Genomic DNA, 20,906 nt, shown 5'->3' with positions numbered 1-20,906 from the left:
TATATTAAAATTTCTTCCAATTTAATTTATGTAGTAAAGTAATCTTTAAGTTTTTCGAAAGTTTTTCCGCCAATCCCTCTCACTTGTTTCAAATCTTCAACTTTATTATATTGACCTTTTTCCTCTCTATATTTAATAATCTCTTTTACTTTAGTAGGTCCTATACCAGGAACTTTTAGCAATTCACTTTCATTTGCTGTGTTAAGATTAACTTTAATATTTTCAGAATTGCTTAAATTACTCTGATTAATGGGTATATCGCTTATTTTCGATTCATTTTTATTAGGTATATAAATCATTTTTTGATCAGTAAGTTTTTCAGATAAATTGATTTTTGTGATATCAGCATTTTCTAAAACTTGGGCTTTTTTTAGTACATCTTTAACTCTATCATTCTTTTTCATTTCATAAACATTTGGTGATTTAACAGCCCCTTTGACATCTACATAAATAGTTGAATCTTCCCTAGAAAGAGTTGATGAATCATTATCATTTTTACTTTTTTTATTATTAAATTGGCTATTATTAGCATTAGACGTTGTCATATATTCTGAAGCCCCATTATCTTTCATAAGCATGATAATTACAATAAAAAGTAATAATCCTACAATTATAACAATGATATGGGTCTTCAATTTAGTTAATAATTGAATTATTTCATTTTTATACTTAAACAAAAACTCATCTCCTTATATGTATAAACGTATAAGAAGATGAGTTTACTTTATTTTATTTATAAGCAACAAAAAATAATCTGTCACCTTTTTCATTATGATTATTGATGTCAAAATCTACAAACGTTTCGATACGATTAAACCCAATTTGTTGTAATAATCGAATATAGAATTCTTTTTCAAATGTTCTTTGGTAATGTGATTCATTAAAACGATGATAATTACCATCATGATGTTTTAAAAAGAAACTCATATCATGATAAACACTATAAGGTTCTTCACCTTTTATAGCTTCCCAAGCTAAAAATATATCATCATTATCATCAATATAACATTGATTATTAAATGCTGTATTCATTTTGTATGTAGTATGAACATCAAATATAAACATTCCTAAATCAGACAAATGATTAAATACACAATTAAAAGTATTTACGATATCTTCAATTTCGGGTAAATAATTCAGTGAATCACAAAATATTGTTACAACATCATATGCTGTATTTAATGAAAAATTGGTCATGTCACCCTCTAACCAAGTAATTTGATTAGATTTATTCGCAGCAATAGATAACATATCTGCACTTAAATCCATGCCTGTAACCGTTCCAATAGAAGGAAGTAACTGAGTTAAACTTCCAGTACCACAACCAATATCAAGAATATCTATTGAATCATTAGAAGGCAGTGTTCTTGTATAATACTTAACAATATTGAACCATTCTTCATAAGGTTGATCTTGAGTAAGTTGATCATACACTTTACTCATTTCAGTATATTGCATCATTTTAATATGCTACCTGATTATATGATTCTATTGGAGCATCTTGATAAAGTTTCTCTATATTGTAGTAATTGCGTTCATCTTTATGGAAAATATGAACCACAACATCAGCTAAATCAATTAAGATCCATCTTGCACTTTGGTAACCTTCCATGCGTTTTACTTCAATATCATTTTCATGCGCTTTTTCTTTCACTGCTCTAGCAATTGATTGAACTTGACGTTCATTGTTACCATGACATACTACAAAATAATCAGTCATATCACTAATGCCTTGCATGTTAAGAGAAACAATATCTTCTGCTTTTTTATCTTCTGTCGCTGTGACAGCAATATTCAATAATTCTTCCGAATTCATTTAATCATCCTTTATCTTTTGATCACTATAGTTATAATAATTTAAACATTCAATCGTAGAGCCATAAACAGTAATATCTTTACTAATTAAAAATAAAACTGTACGCTTTGATATTTCATATATTGTTTTATCTAAGCTACCTTGATTGTATGCCATATCTCTAATTTCTTCAACTCCTGGGGTTTTTCTACCGGGTTCTATATAGTCAGCAATAAATACTAATTTTTCAGTTTTTGTCATCTCTTTTCGACCAGTAGTATGATATTTAATAGCTAATAAAATTTCTTCATCTTCTATATTATAATTGGCTTTCATTAAAGCTGCACACACAGGACCATGAAGAATTTCACTTCCATAACTTAGTAAGTTGCTATCTAAGTCATATTGGCGAACGACTTGATACATTTTTCCTAAATCATCATATTTACAATAATCGTGTAAAATACCTGCTAACTCTGCCTTGTCTTTATCTCCATCGTAAATTTCAGCAAGTTTAACTGCTGTTTCAGCTACTCTAAGAGAATGTTTAAAACGTTTTTCAGGCAATTTATTTTCAATAAGTTTTTTCGCTTCTTTAGTGTTCATAGAATCCTTCCTCTCTAATATATTTACTAACATTTCGAGGGACTAAAATTTCAATTGTTTTTTTATCTTTTACACGTTGTCTAATCATTGATGAACTAATATCCATTCTTGGAATAGTTATGGAAATCATATTTTCATCAACCATTTGAGTGTTTTTTTCTCTATTTACTACTATAAAGGTAATCATCTGTTTTAATTCGTCTATTTTATACCATTTGTCAAGTTGATCGTATTGATCTGATCCTATAATAAAGTAAAACTTATCGTAAGGTTGTTGGTCAATCAAAGATTTTAATGTATCATACGTATAACTTTGGCCTTTTCTTTCTAATTCAGCATAACAAATATTTCCAAAGCCCAATTTTTCGATTACCATATATATCATTTTAATACGATATTGGGCATCTAAATAATCGTTATGTTCTTTAAGTGGAGCCATATAACTTGGTAAAAAATAAAATACATCAGGATTAATTTTATGAAATACTTCATTAGCTACTAACATATGTGCTGTATGAATAGGATTGAATTGTCCACCATATAAAACTATTTTTTTCATAGAATTATGGTAATGAAATTTCTTTATTTTCTTGAGATTCTCTATAAATGACGATCATAGATCCAATGACTTGAACCACTTCACTATTAGTAGCTTGACTTAGCGTTTGTGCTAAATCATTTTTATCATCAAAATTATTTTGAAGTACATGAATTTTAATTAATTCTCTATTTTCAAGTGTTTCATCAATTTGGCTAATCATATTATCATTAATCCCAGCTTTACCTATTTGAAAAATTGGATCAATGTTATGTGCCAAACTTCTTAAATATCTTTTTTGTTTACCTGTTAGCATATTATTCTCCTTTTAATTGATTTAAAACTGCTAATTTCATTTCTTTAATTTTAGCGTCTTTGCCAGTCCATATTTTACAGCTTTCAGCACCTTGATATACAAACATATCTAGACCGTTATAAATAGGATTGCCTCTCTCTTCAGCTTGTTGTAAAAATGGTGTCTTATAAGGAATATAAATAATGTCACTCACCAATGTATTCGGTGATAACTGGTCAAGACGAATTACACTATCCTTATTATTATCTAAACCTGCTGATGTTGTATTAATAATAATATCAAATTCATCAAGATATTGTTCAGCTTGTATTAGTGTAATCGCGTTAATGTCTAGTTTCCAATTCTCAAAGCGACTCATAGTTCTATTTGCTACAGTTAATTTAGGTTTTACACATTGTGAAAGTGCATATGCAATTCCTTTACTTGCGCCACCAGCTCCAAGAATTAAAATATATGCATTAGATAAATCAGGATATATTTGTTTTAATCCTTTAACATATCCAAGACCATCAGTATTATAGCCAATCCATTTCTTTCCTTCTATTTTTACAGTATTCACTGCACCAACAGCACTAGCTTGTTCATCAATGCCATCTAAGAATGGAATAATACGTTCCTTATGAGGAATGGTAATATTAAAGCCATTTAAATTTTTTTCATTTATTATTTCTTTAATATTATCGAAATCTTGAACTGGTATATGCAAAGTCTCGTAAGTGTCATTTAGACCTAACGCTTTAAAATTTGTATTATGCATTACTGGTGATAATGAATGCGAAACCGGATCTCCTATTACTGCAAATTTCATCGTGATTCCTCCCTACATAATAGATTGTCGTAAAATAACATCAACACTTTTAGGAACACGCACAATCACTTTTGCACCTGCTTCAATTGTAATAAATCCTAATCCAGAAATCATAATGTCACGTTTTTCTTTTCCAGTTTCTAGACGTACAGCTTTCATATCACTTATATTGAAGTTTTCAGGATTACTAGGTGGAGTTAATAATTCTCCTATTTGATTTCGCCATAAATCATTTGCCTTTTCTGTTTTAGTTCTATGAATATTTAGGTCATTAGAAAAATAACATACAAGTGGTCGTTTTCCACCAGAAATATAATCTATTCTAGCTAGCCCACCAAAGAATAAAGTCTGTCCCTCATTTAATTGAAATACACGTTGTTTAATTTCATTTTTGGGAATAATCACTTTTAGTTCTTTTTCAGTGACATAATGTGTCATTTGATGTGCTTGTATAATACCAGGTGTATCATACATAAATGTTTTCTCATCTAAAGGAATATCAATCATATCTAATGTAGTACCTGGAAATCTTGATGTTGTAACGACATCTTTTTCGCCTACACTTTGCTCAATAAGTTTATTGATCAAAGTTGATTTACCAACATTTGTGGTACCAACGATATAAACATCTTGATGATTTCTAAAACGATTGATTGATTCTAAGAGTGCGTCAATACCCCATCCTTTATGAGCTGATATTAATACGACTTCTTCAGCTTCTAATCCATACTTTCTAGCCGTTCTTTTTAACCATTCTTTTACACGGCGTTTGTTAATTTGTTTAGGTAAAAGATCTAATTTATTTGCAGCCAAAATGATTTTCTTATTTCCTACAATTCGTTTTAAAGCGTTAATAAACGATCCTTCAAAGTCAAAAATATCGACTACATTAACGATAATCCCTTGTCTATCAGATAATCCATTTAATAAATTTAAAAAATCTTCACTATCCATGCCTACATCTTGGATTTCGTTATAATTTTTTAATCTAAAACAACGTTGACATATAACATCGTCTCTAAATAAATTATGTTCAGGTACATATCCTGGTGCATTTTTATCTTCAGATTGTAGAGGAGCACCACAACCAATACACTTTAAAGTTTCATCCAATCAATTTTCCTCCCATGTAATATAACCTTTTCTTTTAAAATAGTTTAATAAGCGACGTTCGATAATTCTATTTAATTTAGTTAAAAATCCATCTGTTTTTTTAACAGGTACTACCATGATTGTATATAGACCATTATTATTGCCACCAAGCACGTCTGTAAGCATTTGATCACCTATAACAATCGTTTCTTCTGGTTTGATATTCATGTGATTTATTGCCTTTTTGAAAGCTCTTCCCATCGGCTTTCTAGCTTTAAAAATAAAATCAACATCTAAATCTTTCGAAAAACCTGAAACACGTTTTTCATTATTATTTGATACTATAGTAATTGTTAAACCTAAATCATTTGCCTTTTTAAACCATTTTTGTATTTCTTTCGTTGGTGTTTTAACATCCCAACCTACTAATGTATTATCTAAATCTGTAATGATACCTTTAAATCCTAAACTTGCTAACTTTTCAATATCAATTTCAAATACAGTTTGCACATAATCATTAGGCATAAAATATTTTTTAATTAATCCCATTTATTTCACCTTTAAATCATTTAATTTTGTATTTCTTTAACTAATTGTTCAACAATGTTACTTGATGACTGGGCGGCTTTACCTAGAAACTCTTCAAATGATATTTCTGCTTCACCATTGGCTAAATCGGAAACAGCACGAGTGACAATAAAAGGTAAATTAAACTGATAACATGTTTGTGCAATAGCTGTTGCTTCCATTTCAACTGCCATAGCATTTGAAAATTGTCGTTTAATGTTCAATCGTTGTTCACTACTGCCTATAAAGCTATCTCCACTTACAATTTGACCAATTTTAGCGGTTAAATTTTGTTGTTTTACAACTTTTTCAGTTAATTGTAGTAATTGTTTACTCGCTTCAAATTGAGCTGGCATTTGAGGTATTTGACCGATTTCGTATCCAAAAGCAGTTGCATTTACATCATGGTACATCACATTATTACTAATTAAAATATCTCCAACTGATAAACTTTCATCTAAAGCACCAGCAGAACCTGTGTTTATAATCAATGTAGGATTAAATTTTTCTATTAATAATGTTGTAGATATTGCAGCATTTACTTTTCCAATTCCACTTTGTGTTAAGACAACTTCTTTATTATTTATTTGACCACGATAAAATTTCACATGAGCCACTACAATCTCATTTAAATTTATTAATTTATTTTTTAAAATCGCTACCTCTTCTTCCATAGCTCCAATAATTCCAATCATATTTACACCTCAATTTTAATCTTAGCACATGTTATTCTAACATAATTTTTAGTACATCACGACTAACTTTTTCTATTAAAATAATCTCAAAAATAATTTAATAAAAAAACTGCCGATACAGTGAAACACCGTCGACAGTTAATTTTTAACATCTTAATTTATGTTGTTATTAATGATTAACCTTTCCATAAAGTGGCTAAATCTTGTAGTGAGAATATACCTGTTACAATGGTAACAATAACTGCTACAATACCAAATACTAGCATCCACGTTGGATGTTTGTAATCTCCAACAATTGATTTTTTCCTACTCGCTATCAATATAGCACCCAAAGTAATCGGTAAAATCCATCCATTTATTGCTCCTGCAATAATCAATAAACTAATTGGTTTTCCAATTAAAAGAAAAATTATAGTTGAAGTCACAATAAAGATAATTACAATTAAATTATTTTTATTAAATAATGATTTATGTAATGTTTTTAAAAAAGTTGCGCTTGTATATGCTGAACCAATCACTGAAGACATTGCAGCTGCGAAAATGACAACACCAAAAATATTTTTTCCTATTGGTCCGATTGCATGCTCAAATACTGATGCTGGCGGATTATCTGCACTTAAAGTAACACCTGTCACTACAACTCCAAGTACTGCTAAGAATAATAATGTTCTCATAATACCTGTAGTTAAGATACCTGCAATAGCTGAACGATTCACAAAAGGTAAAAATTCTTTACCTTTCATTCCAGAATCAAGTAATCTATGTGCACCAGCAAATGTGATGTATCCACCTACAGTTCCACCTACTAGAGTAATGATTGGTAAAATTAATTTAATAGGATGTTCTGGTGCAACTGTATGGATTAGTGCATCGCCGTATGGAGGATTAGAAACGACCATGACATAGGCTACTACTAATATCATTACTACTCCTAAAATCATTGTAACAACATCCATAATTTTTTGACCACTTTTACTGACAAATATTAAAATTGAAAAAATGGCTGTAATTGCTGCTCCCCATTTGACATCGAGTCCAAACATTGCATTTAGTCCTAATCCAGCACCAGCTATGTTGCCAATATTAAAAGCAAGACCTCCAAAAGCAATCAATATTGAAATTAATGTTCCTAATCCAGGTAATACTTTATTAGACACTTCTTGGCCACGTAATCCTGTTACAACTAAAACACGCCAAATATTAATTTGAGCTCCAATATCAATTAATATAGATATCAAGATTGCAAAAGCAAAACTTGCATAAAATTCTGCTGTAAACACAGCAGTTTGAGTTAAAAATGCAGGTCCTATGGCTGAAGTAGCCATTAAAAATACAGAACCATAAAGTAAGCGTCTATGATTTTTTGTAAATTTAAAATTGCCTTTATCTTGTTTTTGATTTAAATTTTCTCCCATTAGAAACCCCCCTTATAAGGATTGAATATCAATGCCTTCTTTCGTTAATTTTTTTCTTATTTGTGTAACAAATTCCAGTGCGTGTTTACCATCACCGTGGACACATATTGTATCTGTTTCCAAATCAATTTCTTTTCCATTGCGACTTAACACTTTGTTTTCAGTCACCATCTTTAAAACTTGCTTTAGTGCTTCATCAGTATCAGTAATGACTGCATCTGGTTCATTACGGCTAACTAATTGGCCATTATCTTCGTACCGTCTATCAGCAAATACCTCAGAAGCTGTTTTCAGTCCAATTACTTTAGCTTCAGATATTAATAACGAATTGGCTAAACCAACAAGCACTATAGAAGAATCAAAATCGTATACTGCTTTTGCGATTGCTTTCGCAATATCTTTATTCTTAGTGCCCATATTATAAAGCGCCCCATGTGGTTTAACATGATTAATTCGAGTTTGATGTATTTTACAGAAACCTTCTAAAGCTCCTAATTGATAAACTATTAGATTATATACTTCAGTTGGATCGATATCCATTTTTCTTCGTCCAAACCCTTTTAAATCTGGAAGTCCAGGATGAGCACCAATACTCACATGATTTTCTTTAGCAAATTTTACTGTCTGATTCATTACATTTTCATCACCCGCATGAAAACCACAAGCTATATTAGCAGATGTAATTAAAGGAATAATATCTTTATCGCCTCCAAATGAATAGTTACCAAATGCTTCACCTAAATCACTGTTCAAATCAACTTTTATCATAATTCCACCCCTTTAACAATTTCATGCTTTTCAAGGAATTTAATATCAACTTCTTCTGCATTTCCTTCTGCATATAGTGGGTAACTTAATACTGCATATAGAAAATCAGCCGTAGTAGTGAAACCATCAATGACCATTTCATCGAGCGCTACTTTTAATTTATTAATCGCAGAAGTTCGATCAGAGTCTTTTACGATTACTTTTGCGACTAGTGAATCATAGTAAGGAGATACTTGATAACCTGCGTATAATAACGAATCTACTCGAATATTAAAACCTTGAGGTAAATGTAAACGTTTAACTTTACCTGGAGTAGGTTGGAATTTCTTTTCTGGGTTTTCAGCATTGATACGTGCCTCTATCACATGACCATTGAATACAATATCTTCTTGACAAAACGGTAATTTATTATGTAATAACAAATATAATTGTGCTTGTACTAAATCTCTATCTGCACGCATTTCAGTAACAGTATGTTCTACTTGTATTCTTGCATTCATTTCAATAAAGTAATGTGCGTCTTCAGTAACTAAAAATTCAATTGTACCAGCACTTCGATAATTAGAGGCTTTAGCAACTTTGACAGCATCGTTACATATTTTTTCGCGACGTTCTTCAGATAATGCTGCGCATGGTGATTCTTCTATTAATTTTTGGTTTTTTCTCTGGACTGAACAATCTCGTTCACCCAAATGAATATAATTTTCTTTTCCATCACCAATAACTTGAACTTCTACGTGTTTTGCAACGGGAATAAATGCTTCTACATATACTCGATCATCGTTAAAATATTTTTGACCTTCACTTTTAGCTTCCTTTAATGATTTCTCGAGTTGATTTTCTTCCTTAACAATACGAATTCCTTTACCTCCACCACCACTTGCAGCTTTTAATACTAAAGGATATCCAATGTCTTTTGCTAGTTCTTTAATTTCTTCTACAGAATTTATTGCTTCTGTTGAGCCTGGAATAACTGGTACTCCTGCTGCATGAACAGTTTGACGAGCAGTTATTTTATCTCCCATCATTTCCATTGTTTTTTTATTAGGGCCAATAAAATGAATATCGTTTTCTTCAACTTTTTGGGCAAATGTTGTACTTTCTGATAGAAATCCGTATCCAGGATGAATAGCATTAGCACCTGTAATTTCAGCCGCACCAATAATACGTTCTATATTTAAATAACTATCTAAGGGATTTGCTTCTCCGATACAAATTGCTTGATCAGCCAAACTTACATGAAGACTTTTTTCATCACCTTTTGCGTAAACCGCAACAGTCTCTATCCCCATTTCTCGACACGCTCGAATGATACGTACCGCAATTTCTCCTCTATTCGCTATTAAACAACGATACATATTCTGTCACCCCTTATTTCACTTTAATTAAAACTTGATCATATTCAACGTTTGTACCATGTTCCACAACAATTTCGGTAATCTTACCGTCTATATCACTAGTTACTTCATTCATCACTTTCATTGCTTCAACATATCCAATAACATCACCAGATTTAATATTGTCTCCTACTTTAATTATAGGATCAGTCAATTCTTTGCTATCTTGTAAGAAAAATGTCCCTACCATTGGAGAAGTAATTGTTTTTGATGAAGCATTTGAAGGGTTATCTTCTAAATTATTACTATTTTGAGAACTACTTTCAGATTGCATTACTGGAGCACTATTATTTTGATTGTTACTTTGTTCAGTAAAATCTAGTTCAATTTCGTTTTTGTTATCTTTATATTTAAATTTTTTTACATCATTCGATTTTACAAGTTTAATGACTTCTTCGATTTTTTTTATGTCCATAACTATCTCTCCTCTGTAATGATTTTTGATAATTTTTTTGATGTAGGTCTCATTTCGCCTATATTAAAAATTGGTAATGTATCAATTTTAGTTTTTAAAAGATTAAAGTGTTTTTGATACTGTTCTTGAGTCTTTGTAGCCTCTTCAATCGTCGACCATTTAAATCGAATAGAATCACCTGGCTTAAATTGAGCAAGTTTTTTTAAATCAAGTTGTGTGACTGTAGCAATTTTCGTATATCCACCTATAGTTTGTTTATCATTTAATAAAATAATAGGATTACCATCATTTGGAACTTGAATACTTCCTAAAGCTACAGGTTCTGAAATAATATCTGCCCCATTATCAGGTGGAATGCGCTCACCATTAAGACGATAACCCATTCGATCAGATTGTTCAGAAATTTTATATTCCATGTCAACAAGTTTATTTTTATTCTCGTTTGAAAATGCTTTTATTTGTGGACCAGTAATAATATGTATCACATTATCTTCAGGAACAGCCTTATAAGTTGTTGTTTTACCCAAGTTTCGTTTGAAAATTGGATTTTCTTTTAAGCATATCGAATCACCTTTTGCTAATACTCTTCCTTTATAACCACCAATTTTACTTCTAGTATGAGTCGAATAACTTTTTGCTATTGGCTGAATATCTAAAGGATGGCCAAAGAAAATATATCCGCGGGCACCTGAAGTTACTGCTCCAACTTGCAGAATATCGCCTTTACATGCATAAATTACTGTATTAGTATCAACTATCTTTTCATTTAATTTTGCGTTAACATCTGCTCCTGTCAAAACAAATGTATTTTCTGTATTAAATTGAAGTGTTGGTCCGATAATAGTGTATTCAAGACTAGGGCCATTATTGCCAATTAAAGTCTTACCAATTAAATAACTGTACAAATCCATAGCACCAGCACTTGAAAAACCTAAGTGTTGAAAACCAAATCTTCCTTCATCTTGAACAGTTGTGAACATACCAGGTTGAATAATACTAATCGACATGATTTAACACCCACTTTTCTTTATTAAACCGATTTTCTGCTATTTCACTTTGAATAGCGTTAAATGTTTTTTCATCAACAGAATAAAATTTTATATAGTCTCCCGCTTGATATAAGGACATTTCATCGTTATTAATATCAAAGACTTTTAATGGTGTCCTTCCAATGATTTGCCAACCACCTGGTGAATCTGAAGGATATAAACCAGTTTGATTATTCGCTATTCCTACTGAACCTGCGTCAATTTTAACTCTAGGTTCGTCTCGACGCGGAGTATGTAAACGAGTATCCAATCCCCCTAAAAATGGGAAACCAGGCATAAATCCTAACATATAAACGAGATATTCATTTTGAGTATGGATTTGAATGACTTCTTCAGTAGTTAGTTCATTATATTTAGCAACATACGATAAATCCGGACCAACTTCTGAATTGTATAATACTGGAATATATATAATCGTTTTATTTGAAATATCATTAGCAGGTACATAATTTAACTGTGCTAAATCTAAAATGTCTAATAATTGCTTAAAATTAAGTTTTTTATTATCAAAATTTATCATAATTGCTCTATATGACGGTATCACATCTTTGATACCATCTATTTTTTTAGTGTGTATATATTTAGTAACGGATTCAACATCTCTGTAATTACTTTCAGATATTTCTTCTTTAAAATAAAGTGCAATAGATTGTTCATTAATAATCTTTATTTCCAAAGATGATGGTCCTCCTTTATCTATAAATAATGTATTTCATTCTATATATTAGTAATAAAAAGTATATACGTATTCATAGTATTTTAATATGTTTTTCAAATAGACAATAATAAAAGAAGGTGAGTAATGCATTAATGTAATCGCTTACTCCCTTACAGTACAAGTCATCTATATAATTTGTCTACATTGTTATTTAAGCATAAATTTATATTTTTGTCATGTAAAAGTTCTAATAATTAAATAAATATAAGTACTTATATCTAATTTATAGTTAAATAAATTCAAATATTTAACTATAAAAAAGAGGCTGGGACATAATTTCTAGAAAAATAGCCAGTAAATGAGTTTATTATAAATTCATTTACTGGCTTCTTTATTTACATGGCTTGCTTTAAATTCAATTCAAAAACGAATAAAAAATAATGAAAAATTATAATTGGGAATATTTTAAAGCCTAAATTAATAAAAAGCTTTCAGAAATTAAAAACCATCTACAGTCAAAGAAAAATTGATGTGGTGCCTGTTTTGGGATTTATGAAGGCTATTTTGGGTTTCACTCAAATGTCCGTTCGAGGGATAAATAAAGCTAAAAGAGAACTAGGATTTTGTGCTAATGTCACTTAATATGAGAAAAGTAACAGCTCAACGAGCTAAAAATATTCAAAAAAATTATAAAAAAGACAATTTCTATATTATTTCAATAGAAATTGTCTTTTTTCACTTATCCAGAAACTTTATGTCCCTTATTCTTACAATTACTTAATGTCAACAATTTTAACTTTCATTTCTCCACCATTTGGAAGTGGAACACGCACTTCATCATTTAAGCTTTTACCAATAAGTGCTTTCGCCATTGGAGATTCATTTGAAATTTTTCCTTTAAATGCATCTGCTTCTGCCGATCCAACAATTTGATAGCTTTCTTCTTCATCACCAGGTAATTCGACAAATGTAACTGTTTTACCAATTTGAATAACATTGTTATCACCATTGTCTTCGATTATTAAAGCATATCTAAGCATATGTTCAATACGTTGAATATCTTGCTCAATAAAACCTTGTTCATCCTTAGCAGCATCGTATTCTGAGTTCTCAGATAAGTCACCAAAAGATCTAGCAACTTTAATTTTTTCTACTACTTCAGGACGCTTAACTGTTTTAAGTTCTTCCAATTCTTGTTCTAATTTTTCATAACCTTCCTGTGTCATTGGATATTGTTTTTGATTTTCCATGAGTTCATCTTCCCTTTCAACAAGTTAATTTAATTTAAAAAATAAGCACATACTATTCGTTAATGTTTACTAACAAGCGTTTGTATTTTTGTTGTCATTATATCAATAGCCACCTTATTACTTCCACCTTCTGGAATAATAATATCTGCATATTTTTTTGTAGGTTCTATAAATTGGTTATGCATAGGTCTAACAACATTTAAATATTGATTAATAACTGATTCCATTGAGCGTCCTCGCTCTTTTGTATCACGTACAAGTCTTCTTAAAATACGCAAATCTGCATCAGTATCAACATATATTTTAACATCCATCATATCACGTAATGTTTTATTTTCCAAAGCAAATATACCCTCTATGATAATAACATCTTTAGGTTCAAATGCAATTGTTTCATCACTTCTAGTATGATTCTTATAATCATATGTAGGAACTTCAACAGCTTGCCCGTTACGCAAATCTTTTAAATTACTAATAAGTAAATCATTATCAAATGCAAAAGGATGGTCATAGTTAGTTTCAAGTCGTTCTTCAAATGTTAAGTGTGATTGATCTTTATAATAATAATCTTGAGCAAGTAAAGCGACACTATGACCTTCTAAGTTCTTCATTATTTCGTTTGTAACAGTTGTTTTTCCAGATCCTGAACCGCCAGCGATTCCGATGATTGTTGTCTGTGTCATTAGCCGATTTCCTTTCTCATCATATTGTTAGGATATATAGGATAATCCACTTTAATTTGAACGATTTGAAGAGGATGACGTGCTGCATCGAGGTGATTTCCCTCTTCATCGTAAATGACATCAATCACTTGTTTAAATGATTCAATTTCAGGTCCGAAAAATTCAATTTCTTGACCTGGTTTAAAGTGATTTCTTTGCTGAATTGTAGCAATATGTGTTGTTTCGTCATAATCTAGAACTAATCCACAAAAATCATATGGTGATTTTTTACTTTGTTGAACGCCAAACATTTGTTCTTCGTATCCAGGAGTTCCTTCAAAGAAAGCAGGTGCTGTATCTCGATTAGCACATTTGTCTAATTCAATTAACCACTCAGCTTTAATTTTGAAATTATCTGGGTCTTCAGCATAAGCGTCAATGACCTTACGATAAACTGATACTACTGTAGCAATATAATGAATAGATTTCATTCTTCCTTCAATTTTTAAAGAATCAATACCAATATCCATCATTTGAGGAATAGACTCAATTAATTTTAAATCTTTTGGACTCATAGCAAAAGGTACAACTTCTCCATCTTGATAAAATAAGTCTAATTCACCATCTTCATCAACAGCTAGTAAATCATAATCCCAACGACAGCTTTGACAACAACCCCCTCTGTTAGAGTCCCTTGCTGTCATATGATTACTCAAAGTGCATCTACCTGAATAAGCAATGCACATTGCACCGTGAATAAAGGCTTCTATTTCGATATCAACGTTCTCTTTCATTTCTTTCATTTCCATAGCACCTGTTTCACGAGCTAGTACTACTCGATCCAATCCTTCTTCTTTCCAGTATTCCACAGCTTTGTAATTAGAAAGTGATTGTTGGGTTGAAAGATGAATTTCTAATTTAGGCGCTACTTTCTTACATGTTTCAATAATCAGTGGGTCTGCCACAATGATTCCTGTTGCACCCGTAGATTCTAATTGACATAAATAATCTTCTAAACCTTCTATATTTTCATCATGGGCAATAATATTAGTCGTAACATAAATTTTTGCACCATAACGTTTAGCAAATTCAACGCCTTCTTTAATTTCTTCCATTGTAAAGTTATCAGCGTTTGAACGTAAGCCATATTCTTGGCCACCTAAAAATACTGCATCTGCACCATAATGAACCGCAATTTTTAATTTCTCTAAGTTTCCAGCAGGTGCTAATAATTCAGGTTTTTTTAGTTTTCTTTTAGCATTTACTTTAATCTCATTTAATGTTTTCATACTGGCACCTCCCCTTAATATACTGTTTGTTTATATAAGAATCCTTCATCAAATGGACGATGTTCAGGTTGAATCTCTTCTATTGGATCAATTAACATAAATTTTTCATCTTCATAAGTTTCTGGATCTTCATGATATAGATCAATGGCTTCTCTATATTGTGCCGTAACGGTATTAATATATTCTTCACTATGCAAGATGCCATCGATTTTAAATGAATCAATATCTGCTTCAAAGAATGGCTCTAATTCTTCAATTAAACAGATATCATTAGGAGACATAATGTGAGTACCATTGTAATCTTCAAAAACAGGATATTTATTTTCTCTCTCTTCATCGTATAATAATAAATCTTGTTCATTCTCACTACGTTGGATTTTCATTTGTTTATCTTGAAAAGTATAATAATTACCTAACAACATTCGTTTAGATTGGAACATACAAGTCATACCGTGAACCTGAACTTCAATTTCAACTTTTGAATGTTTTTTGATATTTAATATTTCATCTAGATTTAATTCACGTGCTAAGACAGCTCTTTTAGCGCCTTTTTCTCCCCAATAATTACATTGAAAATAATTCGTAACAATTGTTTCTGCATCCCAATTTAATGGTATTGGATTATCTTGTTTTTTAACATACATCACTACAGCAGGATCTCCAAAAATAATTCTATCCACTCTTATTTCATGTAAGAATTCAATATAGTTTTCTAAAGCATTTAAATGGTAGTTATGAAAAATACCATTCACTGCAATATATACTTTTTTACCGTGGTCATGTGCTAATTTAACTGCTTTTTGAACATCTTCCCTATTAAATTCTCCAGGTAATCGTAATCCAAATTTTTGCTCTCCAATTATAAATGCATCCGCACCGAGTTCTATCAATGTTTGCATATGAGTTAAAGATTTTGGAGTGACAAGTAATTCAGTCATATTCATTCTCCTTTTATAGAAATGGCTAAACCATCATCCATATTTAAAAAGTTTGTTTTATAGTTTTTTTGTTTCATAAGCCAAGTATTATATTTTTGTACCTTCTTCACCATTTGCTTAATATTTCTTGATCTTACAACATTTATATCCGATACAAATCCATGATACAAAACATTATCTGTAATAACTAAGCCACCTTTTTTTAATAATGGTGTATAATATTCAAAAAATTTTTGAGATTGCGCTTTAGCTGCATCGATGAATATCATATCATATTCATAATCATTTACTTTGTCGAACTGTGATAACGCATCGCCCTCTATAAGACGAATTTGATTTTTATATTCAAACTTTTGGAAATTTAATTTTGCTTGCTGTATCATTTCCTCATTACGCTCAATAGTAGTAATAGAAATATCTGGGGAAACGGAAGCAAATTGCATTGAACTATATCCAATAGCAGTTCCAATTTCCAAAATGTTTTTCGTACAATGAATTCTAATTAATTGTTTTATCATGTCTAAAGTTAATTTATCCACAATCGGAACAGCGTGTTCTTCAGCATAAGATCTTAGTTCTTCAATATTATTGTTTAGATGTTCATGAAGATTTAATAAATAGGATTGATTTGATTCCACTTCTATAACTTCCCTTTTAATATCAATAAGCATAAAAATAAATCAGTAAACTAAAATTACATTTTTTTAGTAATATAATAAACTACTCTTTGTTTTAATGTATAAATATAGTAACTGACTGTGTATTTAAAAACTTATGCTTATAGTAATTTAACTTTAAATATTTTATCATAATTTTAAATCAAATTTAAGTCTGAAATATTAAAAATACATAATAAAAATCTCTAACCAAAATGAATTGATTAGAGACTTATTATTAAAAAAAGCTTTTATTCTTCCATATTTGTATTTACAACTTCTTCAATCATATCCCATTCTTCATCCGTTTCAATAGGAACAAGTTTACCACCATCACCTGATTCATCTGGCTCGTTAATCATTGGAATGAGTTCAATCATATCATCATCATCAGATTGAGCGCCTTCTTCTGCTAAAATGACATACTCTTTTTTAAATTCTGGATGATAAAATTCTAGCATTTTTCGATATAAAACTTCATTTCCATTTTCATCAAATAGAGTTAATAACTCTTCTTCATTACTAATATTTAATTCTGTATTATGGTTGTGATTATGTTCAGTCATAATGACATTCTCCTTTATTGGATTGAATCTAAATAGCCTTGCAGTATGAAAACTGCTGCCATTTTATCAATTACTTTTTTTCTTTTTTGTCTTGAGACATCAGCTTCTAATAATGAGCGTTCAGCAGCCATTGTACTTAAACGTTCATCCCACATAATAATTTCAATATTTGGTAAGGCTTCTTGAAGCAATTCTTTGTATTTAAGTGATGCTTCTCCACGAAATCCAATAGAATTATTCATGTTTTTCGGTAATCCTATGACTACTGAACCAACATTATTTTCTTTTATGATTGAAACAAGTCTATCAATACCAAATTCTTCATTTTCTTCATTTATTCTTAGAGTGTCTAGTCCCTGGGCAGTCCAACCCATCAAATCACTTATTGCGATACCTACAGTTCTACTACCTACATCTAATCCTAAAATTTTGTGGCTTAACATTTATTTTTTATTCTCTTTTAAGTAGTTTGAAACGAGTTCTTCCATAATGATATCTCTATCGATGTGACGTATCTGATTACGTGCCTCATTTTGACGTGGGATATATGCAGGGTCTCCTGAAAGTAAGTAACCAACAATTTGATTTACAGCATTGTAGCCTCGTTCTTCTAGAGTCTGATGTACATTTTTTAAAACTGTTTGGACATTTTCTTTTGGAATTTCATCATAATCGAACTTCATAGTTTTATCAATATTTTCCATAGATGCGACACTCCTCTAACATGTATTAACTTACATATTGATTTTACACTAGTTGATTAAAAAGTTATAGGTTTTTAATATAATCTTTAACAAAGCGTAATGATTCTGAGATATTTTCAGGTTGTGTGCCGCCACCTTGTGCCATGTCTGGACGACCTCCGCCTTTTCCTCCTACGATTGGAGCCATATTTTTAATGATATCTCCTGCTTTAATCTGACTTGTATATTCTTTAGGTACAGTAGCAATTAACGAAACTTTTTCACCAACATTACTTGCTAAAATAATAATTGTATCTTGTAATTTTGATTTAAAGTCATCCATTATTTGACGGATTTCTTTTGGATTAGATACTTCGACTTCAGTAGCTAATACTTTAAAGCTATTAATATTTTCTACTTGATTATTAATATTACCCATTTTAAGTGAAGTAATTTCTTTATTACGTTGTTCTAATTGCTTATTCAATTGTTTTTCATTTTCTTGTATTTGAACAACTTTATCATAAACTTGATCATCTGATTTTACTTTAAGTTGTTCTTTAACAACATTAAATTTGTTTTGAATATCTTCTAAATATAAGAACGCAGCTTTACCAGTAAGTGCTTCAATGCGTCTAACACCTGCACCTGTACCTGATTCGCTTATAATTTTAAATAATCCTATTTCAGCAGTATTATCTACATGAATACCACCACATAACTCAATTGAAAATGGAGCCATATTGACTACTCTTACAATATCACCATATTTTTCGCCAAATAATGCCATAGCACCCATTTCTTTAGCTTCTTTAATAGGCATTTCTTGAATATGAACTGAAATTCCTCTCCAAATTTCCTCATTTACTCTTCTTTCAACTTGATCAATCTCTTCAGTTGTCATTGGACCAAAATGAGAAAAGTCAAATCTTAATCGTTCACTTTCAACTAATGAACCTGCTTGGTTTACGTGTTCACCTAAAACCTCTTTTAAAGCAGCATGGAGTAAGTGTGTGGCACTATGATTTTTTTGAATATCTTTACGTTCTTCTTTATTTACTTTTGCATCTACGTGACTTTTTACACTTACTTGTCCAAATTGAACTATACCTTGGTGTAAGTTTTGTCCATTTGGTGCCTTTGTAACTTCTTGAACAGCTATTTCAAATTGTTCATTTCCTACTGTTCCTTTATCCGCAACCTGTCCACCACTTACTGCATAAAAAGGTGTTTCTTTTAGGATAAAGTATACTGTTTCTCCAGCCTCTGCCGATGTAACTGTTTCACCGTTATAAATTAAATCTGTTAAAGTTGTTTGATAGTCTGTTGTTTCATATCCAATAAATTTACTTTCAGTATTAATATTTTTTAATACATCACTTTGAACTTGCATAGATTGTGAACTTTGTCTTGCTTCTCTCGCTCTAGTACGTTGTTCTTCCATTTCAGTTTCAAATGTTGCCATGTCAACTGTAATGCCTTCTTGACTCGCAAGTTCTTCAGTTAATTCAATTGGAAAACCGTACGTATCATATAATTTAAACGCGTCAGATCCATTAATCTCATGTGTAGATTCTTTTGCTTTTGTGATTAATTGATTTAATATAGATAAACCTTCTTGAAGAGTTTCATGGAAACGTTCTTCTTCAGATTTAATAACACGTTTAATAAAATCTGATTTTTCTTTCACATTTGGATAATAAGGCTCCATAATGTCGGCAACGATATCAACTAATTTATACATAAATGGCTCATTAATGCCAAGAGTTTGACTAAAACGTACGGCACGACGTAATAGACGACGTAAAACATACCCACGTCCTTCATTTGCAGGTAAAGCGCCATCAGAGATTGCGAATGCAATTGTTCTTATATGATCAGCGATTACTTTAAATGCTACATCTTGTTCGTTAAGTTCAAGATATTTTTTTCCTGATATATGTTCTACTTCTTTAATAATTGGCATGAATAAATCTGTTTCATAATTAGTACGAACATTTTGGGAAATAGAAGTCATACGTTCTAATCCCATGCCGGTATCAATGTTTTTATTAGGAAGTGGTGTGTATGTGTGATCCTTATTATGATTGTATTCACTAAACACTAAGTTCCATACTTCTAAATATCTTTCATTTTCACCGCCAGGATACATTTCCTCTGCTGGATCATTTTGACCATATGCTTCACCACGATCATAGAAAATTTCAGTATTAGGTCCTGATGGTCCTTCTCCTATATCCCAGAAATTTCCTTCAATTCTAATAATACGACTTTCTTCTAAACCGATATCTTCATGCCATAAACGATAAACTTCAACATCTTCTGGATGAATTGTTACATATAATTTTTCTGGTTCCATTCCCATCCATTTGTCACTAGTTAAAAATTCCCAAGCGAATTCAATTGCTTCTTTTTTAAAGTAGTCACCAATTGAGAAATTTCCAAGCATTTCAAAGAAAGTATGGTGACGTGCAGTAAAACCTACGTTTTCAATATCATTTGTTCTAATTGCTTTTTGAGAGTTAACTATTCTTGGTTTTTTAGGCGTTTCTCGTCCATCAAAGTATTTTTTTAACGTTGCAACACCAGAGTTTATCCAAAGTAATGAATCATCATCAATAGGTACAAGAGGTGCAGATGGTTCTACCATATGACCTTTTTCAACAAAGAAATCAATATATTTTTGACGTATATCACTTGCTTTAAGTTTTTTCATTTTTTCACTCCTATTATAATTAATACA

Annotated in this window: 25 protein-coding genes and 1 pseudogene; 1 reads left to right on the top strand and 25 read right to left on the bottom strand. The window is 30.7% G+C overall.

The features are described 5' to 3' along the window. Positions 1–26: 26 nt before the first annotated feature. The 16 genes from AC2FB1_RS04060 to pxpB form a co-directional block, all read right to left on the bottom strand. Positions 27–677 (bottom strand): helix-hairpin-helix domain-containing protein, encoded by a 651-nt coding sequence (locus AC2FB1_RS04060; RefSeq protein ID WP_490674009.1) that lies wholly within the window; start codon positions 675–677, stop codon positions 27–29. A gap of 52 nt (positions 678–729) precedes the next feature. Beyond that, positions 730–1,461, bottom strand: a complete 732-nt coding sequence (locus tag AC2FB1_RS04055) for a class I SAM-dependent DNA methyltransferase (RefSeq protein ID WP_490674008.1) — start codon at positions 1,459–1,461, stop codon at positions 730–732. Between the two features lies 1 nt (position 1,462). Beyond that, the gene (gene rsfS / locus AC2FB1_RS04050) at positions 1,463–1,816 is read right to left on the bottom strand and encodes a ribosome silencing factor (protein WP_490674007.1); all 354 of its coding nucleotides are present in this window, start codon (positions 1,814–1,816) and stop codon (positions 1,463–1,465) included. Beyond that, positions 1,817–2,401 (bottom strand): bis(5'-nucleosyl)-tetraphosphatase (symmetrical) YqeK, encoded by a 585-nt coding sequence (yqeK, locus tag AC2FB1_RS04045; protein ID WP_490674006.1) that lies wholly within the window; start codon positions 2,399–2,401, stop codon positions 1,817–1,819. After that, the gene (locus AC2FB1_RS04040; RefSeq protein WP_490674005.1) at positions 2,391–2,960 is read right to left on the bottom strand and encodes a nicotinate-nucleotide adenylyltransferase; all 570 of its coding nucleotides are present in this window, start codon (positions 2,958–2,960) and stop codon (positions 2,391–2,393) included. Before AC2FB1_RS04040 ends, yqeK begins: the two co-directional genes overlap by 11 nt. 4 nt (positions 2,961–2,964) lie before the next feature. Next, positions 2,965–3,255 (bottom strand): ribosome assembly RNA-binding protein YhbY, encoded by a 291-nt coding sequence (gene yhbY / locus AC2FB1_RS04035; protein ID WP_490674004.1) that lies wholly within the window; start codon positions 3,253–3,255, stop codon positions 2,965–2,967. 1 nt (position 3,256) lies between these two features. Next, positions 3,257–4,063, bottom strand: coding sequence for a shikimate dehydrogenase (gene aroE / locus AC2FB1_RS04030; protein WP_490674003.1), 807 nt, complete (start codon positions 4,061–4,063; stop codon positions 3,257–3,259). A gap of 12 nt (positions 4,064–4,075) precedes the next feature. After that, positions 4,076–5,176 carry a ribosome biogenesis GTPase YqeH gene (gene yqeH / locus AC2FB1_RS04025; protein WP_490674002.1) on the bottom strand — a complete coding sequence of 367 codons (1,101 nt, stop codon included), beginning with the start codon at positions 5,174–5,176 and terminating at the stop codon, positions 4,076–4,078. Then, on the bottom strand, positions 5,177–5,704 hold the full coding sequence (locus tag AC2FB1_RS04020; RefSeq protein WP_490674001.1) for a YqeG family HAD IIIA-type phosphatase: 528 nt from the start codon (positions 5,702–5,704) through the stop codon (positions 5,177–5,179). A gap of 20 nt (positions 5,705–5,724) precedes the next feature. Then, a complete protein-coding gene (locus AC2FB1_RS04015; protein ID WP_490674000.1) occupies positions 5,725–6,417 on the bottom strand; it encodes a 5'-methylthioadenosine/adenosylhomocysteine nucleosidase in 693 nt (230 codons plus the stop codon). 176 nt (positions 6,418–6,593) lie between these two features. Next, positions 6,594–7,832 carry an NRAMP family divalent metal transporter gene (locus AC2FB1_RS04010; protein ID WP_490673999.1) on the bottom strand — a complete coding sequence of 413 codons (1,239 nt, stop codon included), beginning with the start codon at positions 7,830–7,832 and terminating at the stop codon, positions 6,594–6,596. A 12-nt stretch (positions 7,833–7,844) separates the two neighbouring features. Next, positions 7,845–8,597, bottom strand: a complete 753-nt coding sequence (gene pxpA, locus AC2FB1_RS04005; RefSeq protein ID WP_490674030.1) for a 5-oxoprolinase subunit PxpA — start codon at positions 8,595–8,597, stop codon at positions 7,845–7,847. Next, complete coding sequence (locus AC2FB1_RS04000) at positions 8,597–9,958, bottom strand: acetyl-CoA carboxylase biotin carboxylase subunit (protein ID WP_490673998.1); 1,362 nt, start codon at positions 9,956–9,958, stop codon at positions 8,597–8,599. Before AC2FB1_RS04000 ends, pxpA begins: the two co-directional genes overlap by 1 nt. A gap of 13 nt (positions 9,959–9,971) precedes the next feature. Then, a complete protein-coding gene (locus AC2FB1_RS03995; RefSeq protein WP_490673997.1) occupies positions 9,972–10,412 on the bottom strand; it encodes an acetyl-CoA carboxylase biotin carboxyl carrier protein in 441 nt (146 codons plus the stop codon). A 2-nt stretch (positions 10,413–10,414) separates the two neighbouring features. Then, entirely contained in the window at positions 10,415–11,419 is a 1,005-nt protein-coding gene (locus tag AC2FB1_RS03990) for a 5-oxoprolinase subunit C family protein (protein ID WP_490673996.1), read from the bottom strand. Beyond that, the gene (gene pxpB, locus AC2FB1_RS03985) at positions 11,409–12,137 is read right to left on the bottom strand and encodes a 5-oxoprolinase subunit PxpB (RefSeq protein ID WP_490673995.1); all 729 of its coding nucleotides are present in this window, start codon (positions 12,135–12,137) and stop codon (positions 11,409–11,411) included. The genes AC2FB1_RS03990 and pxpB overlap by 11 nt, the downstream gene beginning before the upstream one ends. A gap of 387 nt (positions 12,138–12,524) precedes the next feature. On the opposite strand from pxpB, the pseudogene AC2FB1_RS03980 reads away from it, so the two are divergent. After that, positions 12,525–12,900, top strand: a pseudogene (locus AC2FB1_RS03980) (transposase); the annotation flags it as partial. On the opposite strand, the gene greA reads toward AC2FB1_RS03980, so the two are convergent. The 9 genes from greA to alaS form a co-directional block, all read right to left on the bottom strand. Beyond that, the gene (gene greA, locus AC2FB1_RS03975) at positions 12,893–13,369 is read right to left on the bottom strand and encodes a transcription elongation factor GreA (RefSeq protein WP_017176185.1); all 477 of its coding nucleotides are present in this window, start codon (positions 13,367–13,369) and stop codon (positions 12,893–12,895) included. The pseudogene AC2FB1_RS03980 and the gene greA sit on opposite strands and share 8 nt — an antisense overlap. Before the next feature lie 59 nt (positions 13,370–13,428). Further along, entirely contained in the window at positions 13,429–14,052 is a 624-nt protein-coding gene (udk, locus tag AC2FB1_RS03970; RefSeq protein ID WP_490673994.1) for a uridine kinase, read from the bottom strand. Next, positions 14,052–15,320 (bottom strand): peptidase U32 family protein, encoded by a 1,269-nt coding sequence (locus tag AC2FB1_RS03965; RefSeq protein ID WP_490673993.1) that lies wholly within the window; start codon positions 15,318–15,320, stop codon positions 14,052–14,054. Before AC2FB1_RS03965 ends, udk begins: the two co-directional genes overlap by 1 nt. 14 nt (positions 15,321–15,334) lie before the next feature. Continuing rightward, on the bottom strand, positions 15,335–16,258 hold the full coding sequence (locus tag AC2FB1_RS03960; RefSeq protein WP_490673992.1) for a peptidase U32 family protein: 924 nt from the start codon (positions 16,256–16,258) through the stop codon (positions 15,335–15,337). A 2-nt stretch (positions 16,259–16,260) separates the two neighbouring features. Beyond that, positions 16,261–16,896: an O-methyltransferase gene (locus tag AC2FB1_RS03955; protein ID WP_490673991.1), complete on the bottom strand. Its 636-nt coding sequence runs from the start codon at positions 16,894–16,896 to the stop codon at positions 16,261–16,263. Positions 16,897–17,165: 269 nt separating this feature from the next. After that, positions 17,166–17,480, bottom strand: coding sequence for a DUF1292 domain-containing protein (locus tag AC2FB1_RS03950; RefSeq protein ID WP_017176180.1), 315 nt, complete (start codon positions 17,478–17,480; stop codon positions 17,166–17,168). A 14-nt stretch (positions 17,481–17,494) separates the two neighbouring features. After that, the gene (gene ruvX, locus AC2FB1_RS03945) at positions 17,495–17,923 is read right to left on the bottom strand and encodes a Holliday junction resolvase RuvX (protein ID WP_490673990.1); all 429 of its coding nucleotides are present in this window, start codon (positions 17,921–17,923) and stop codon (positions 17,495–17,497) included. Continuing rightward, on the bottom strand, positions 17,924–18,184 hold the full coding sequence (locus AC2FB1_RS03940) for an IreB family regulatory phosphoprotein (protein ID WP_490673989.1): 261 nt from the start codon (positions 18,182–18,184) through the stop codon (positions 17,924–17,926). It lies immediately after the preceding gene. A 64-nt stretch (positions 18,185–18,248) separates the two neighbouring features. Then, positions 18,249–20,879: an alanine--tRNA ligase gene (gene alaS / locus AC2FB1_RS03935; RefSeq protein ID WP_490673988.1), complete on the bottom strand. Its 2,631-nt coding sequence runs from the start codon at positions 20,877–20,879 to the stop codon at positions 18,249–18,251. Positions 20,880–20,906 lie beyond the last annotated feature (27 nt).

It is taken from the genome of Staphylococcus sp. CoH_129_LAB_1 (assembly GCF_058191515.1).
This window is presented reverse-complemented; position numbering and strand designations above follow the sequence as displayed.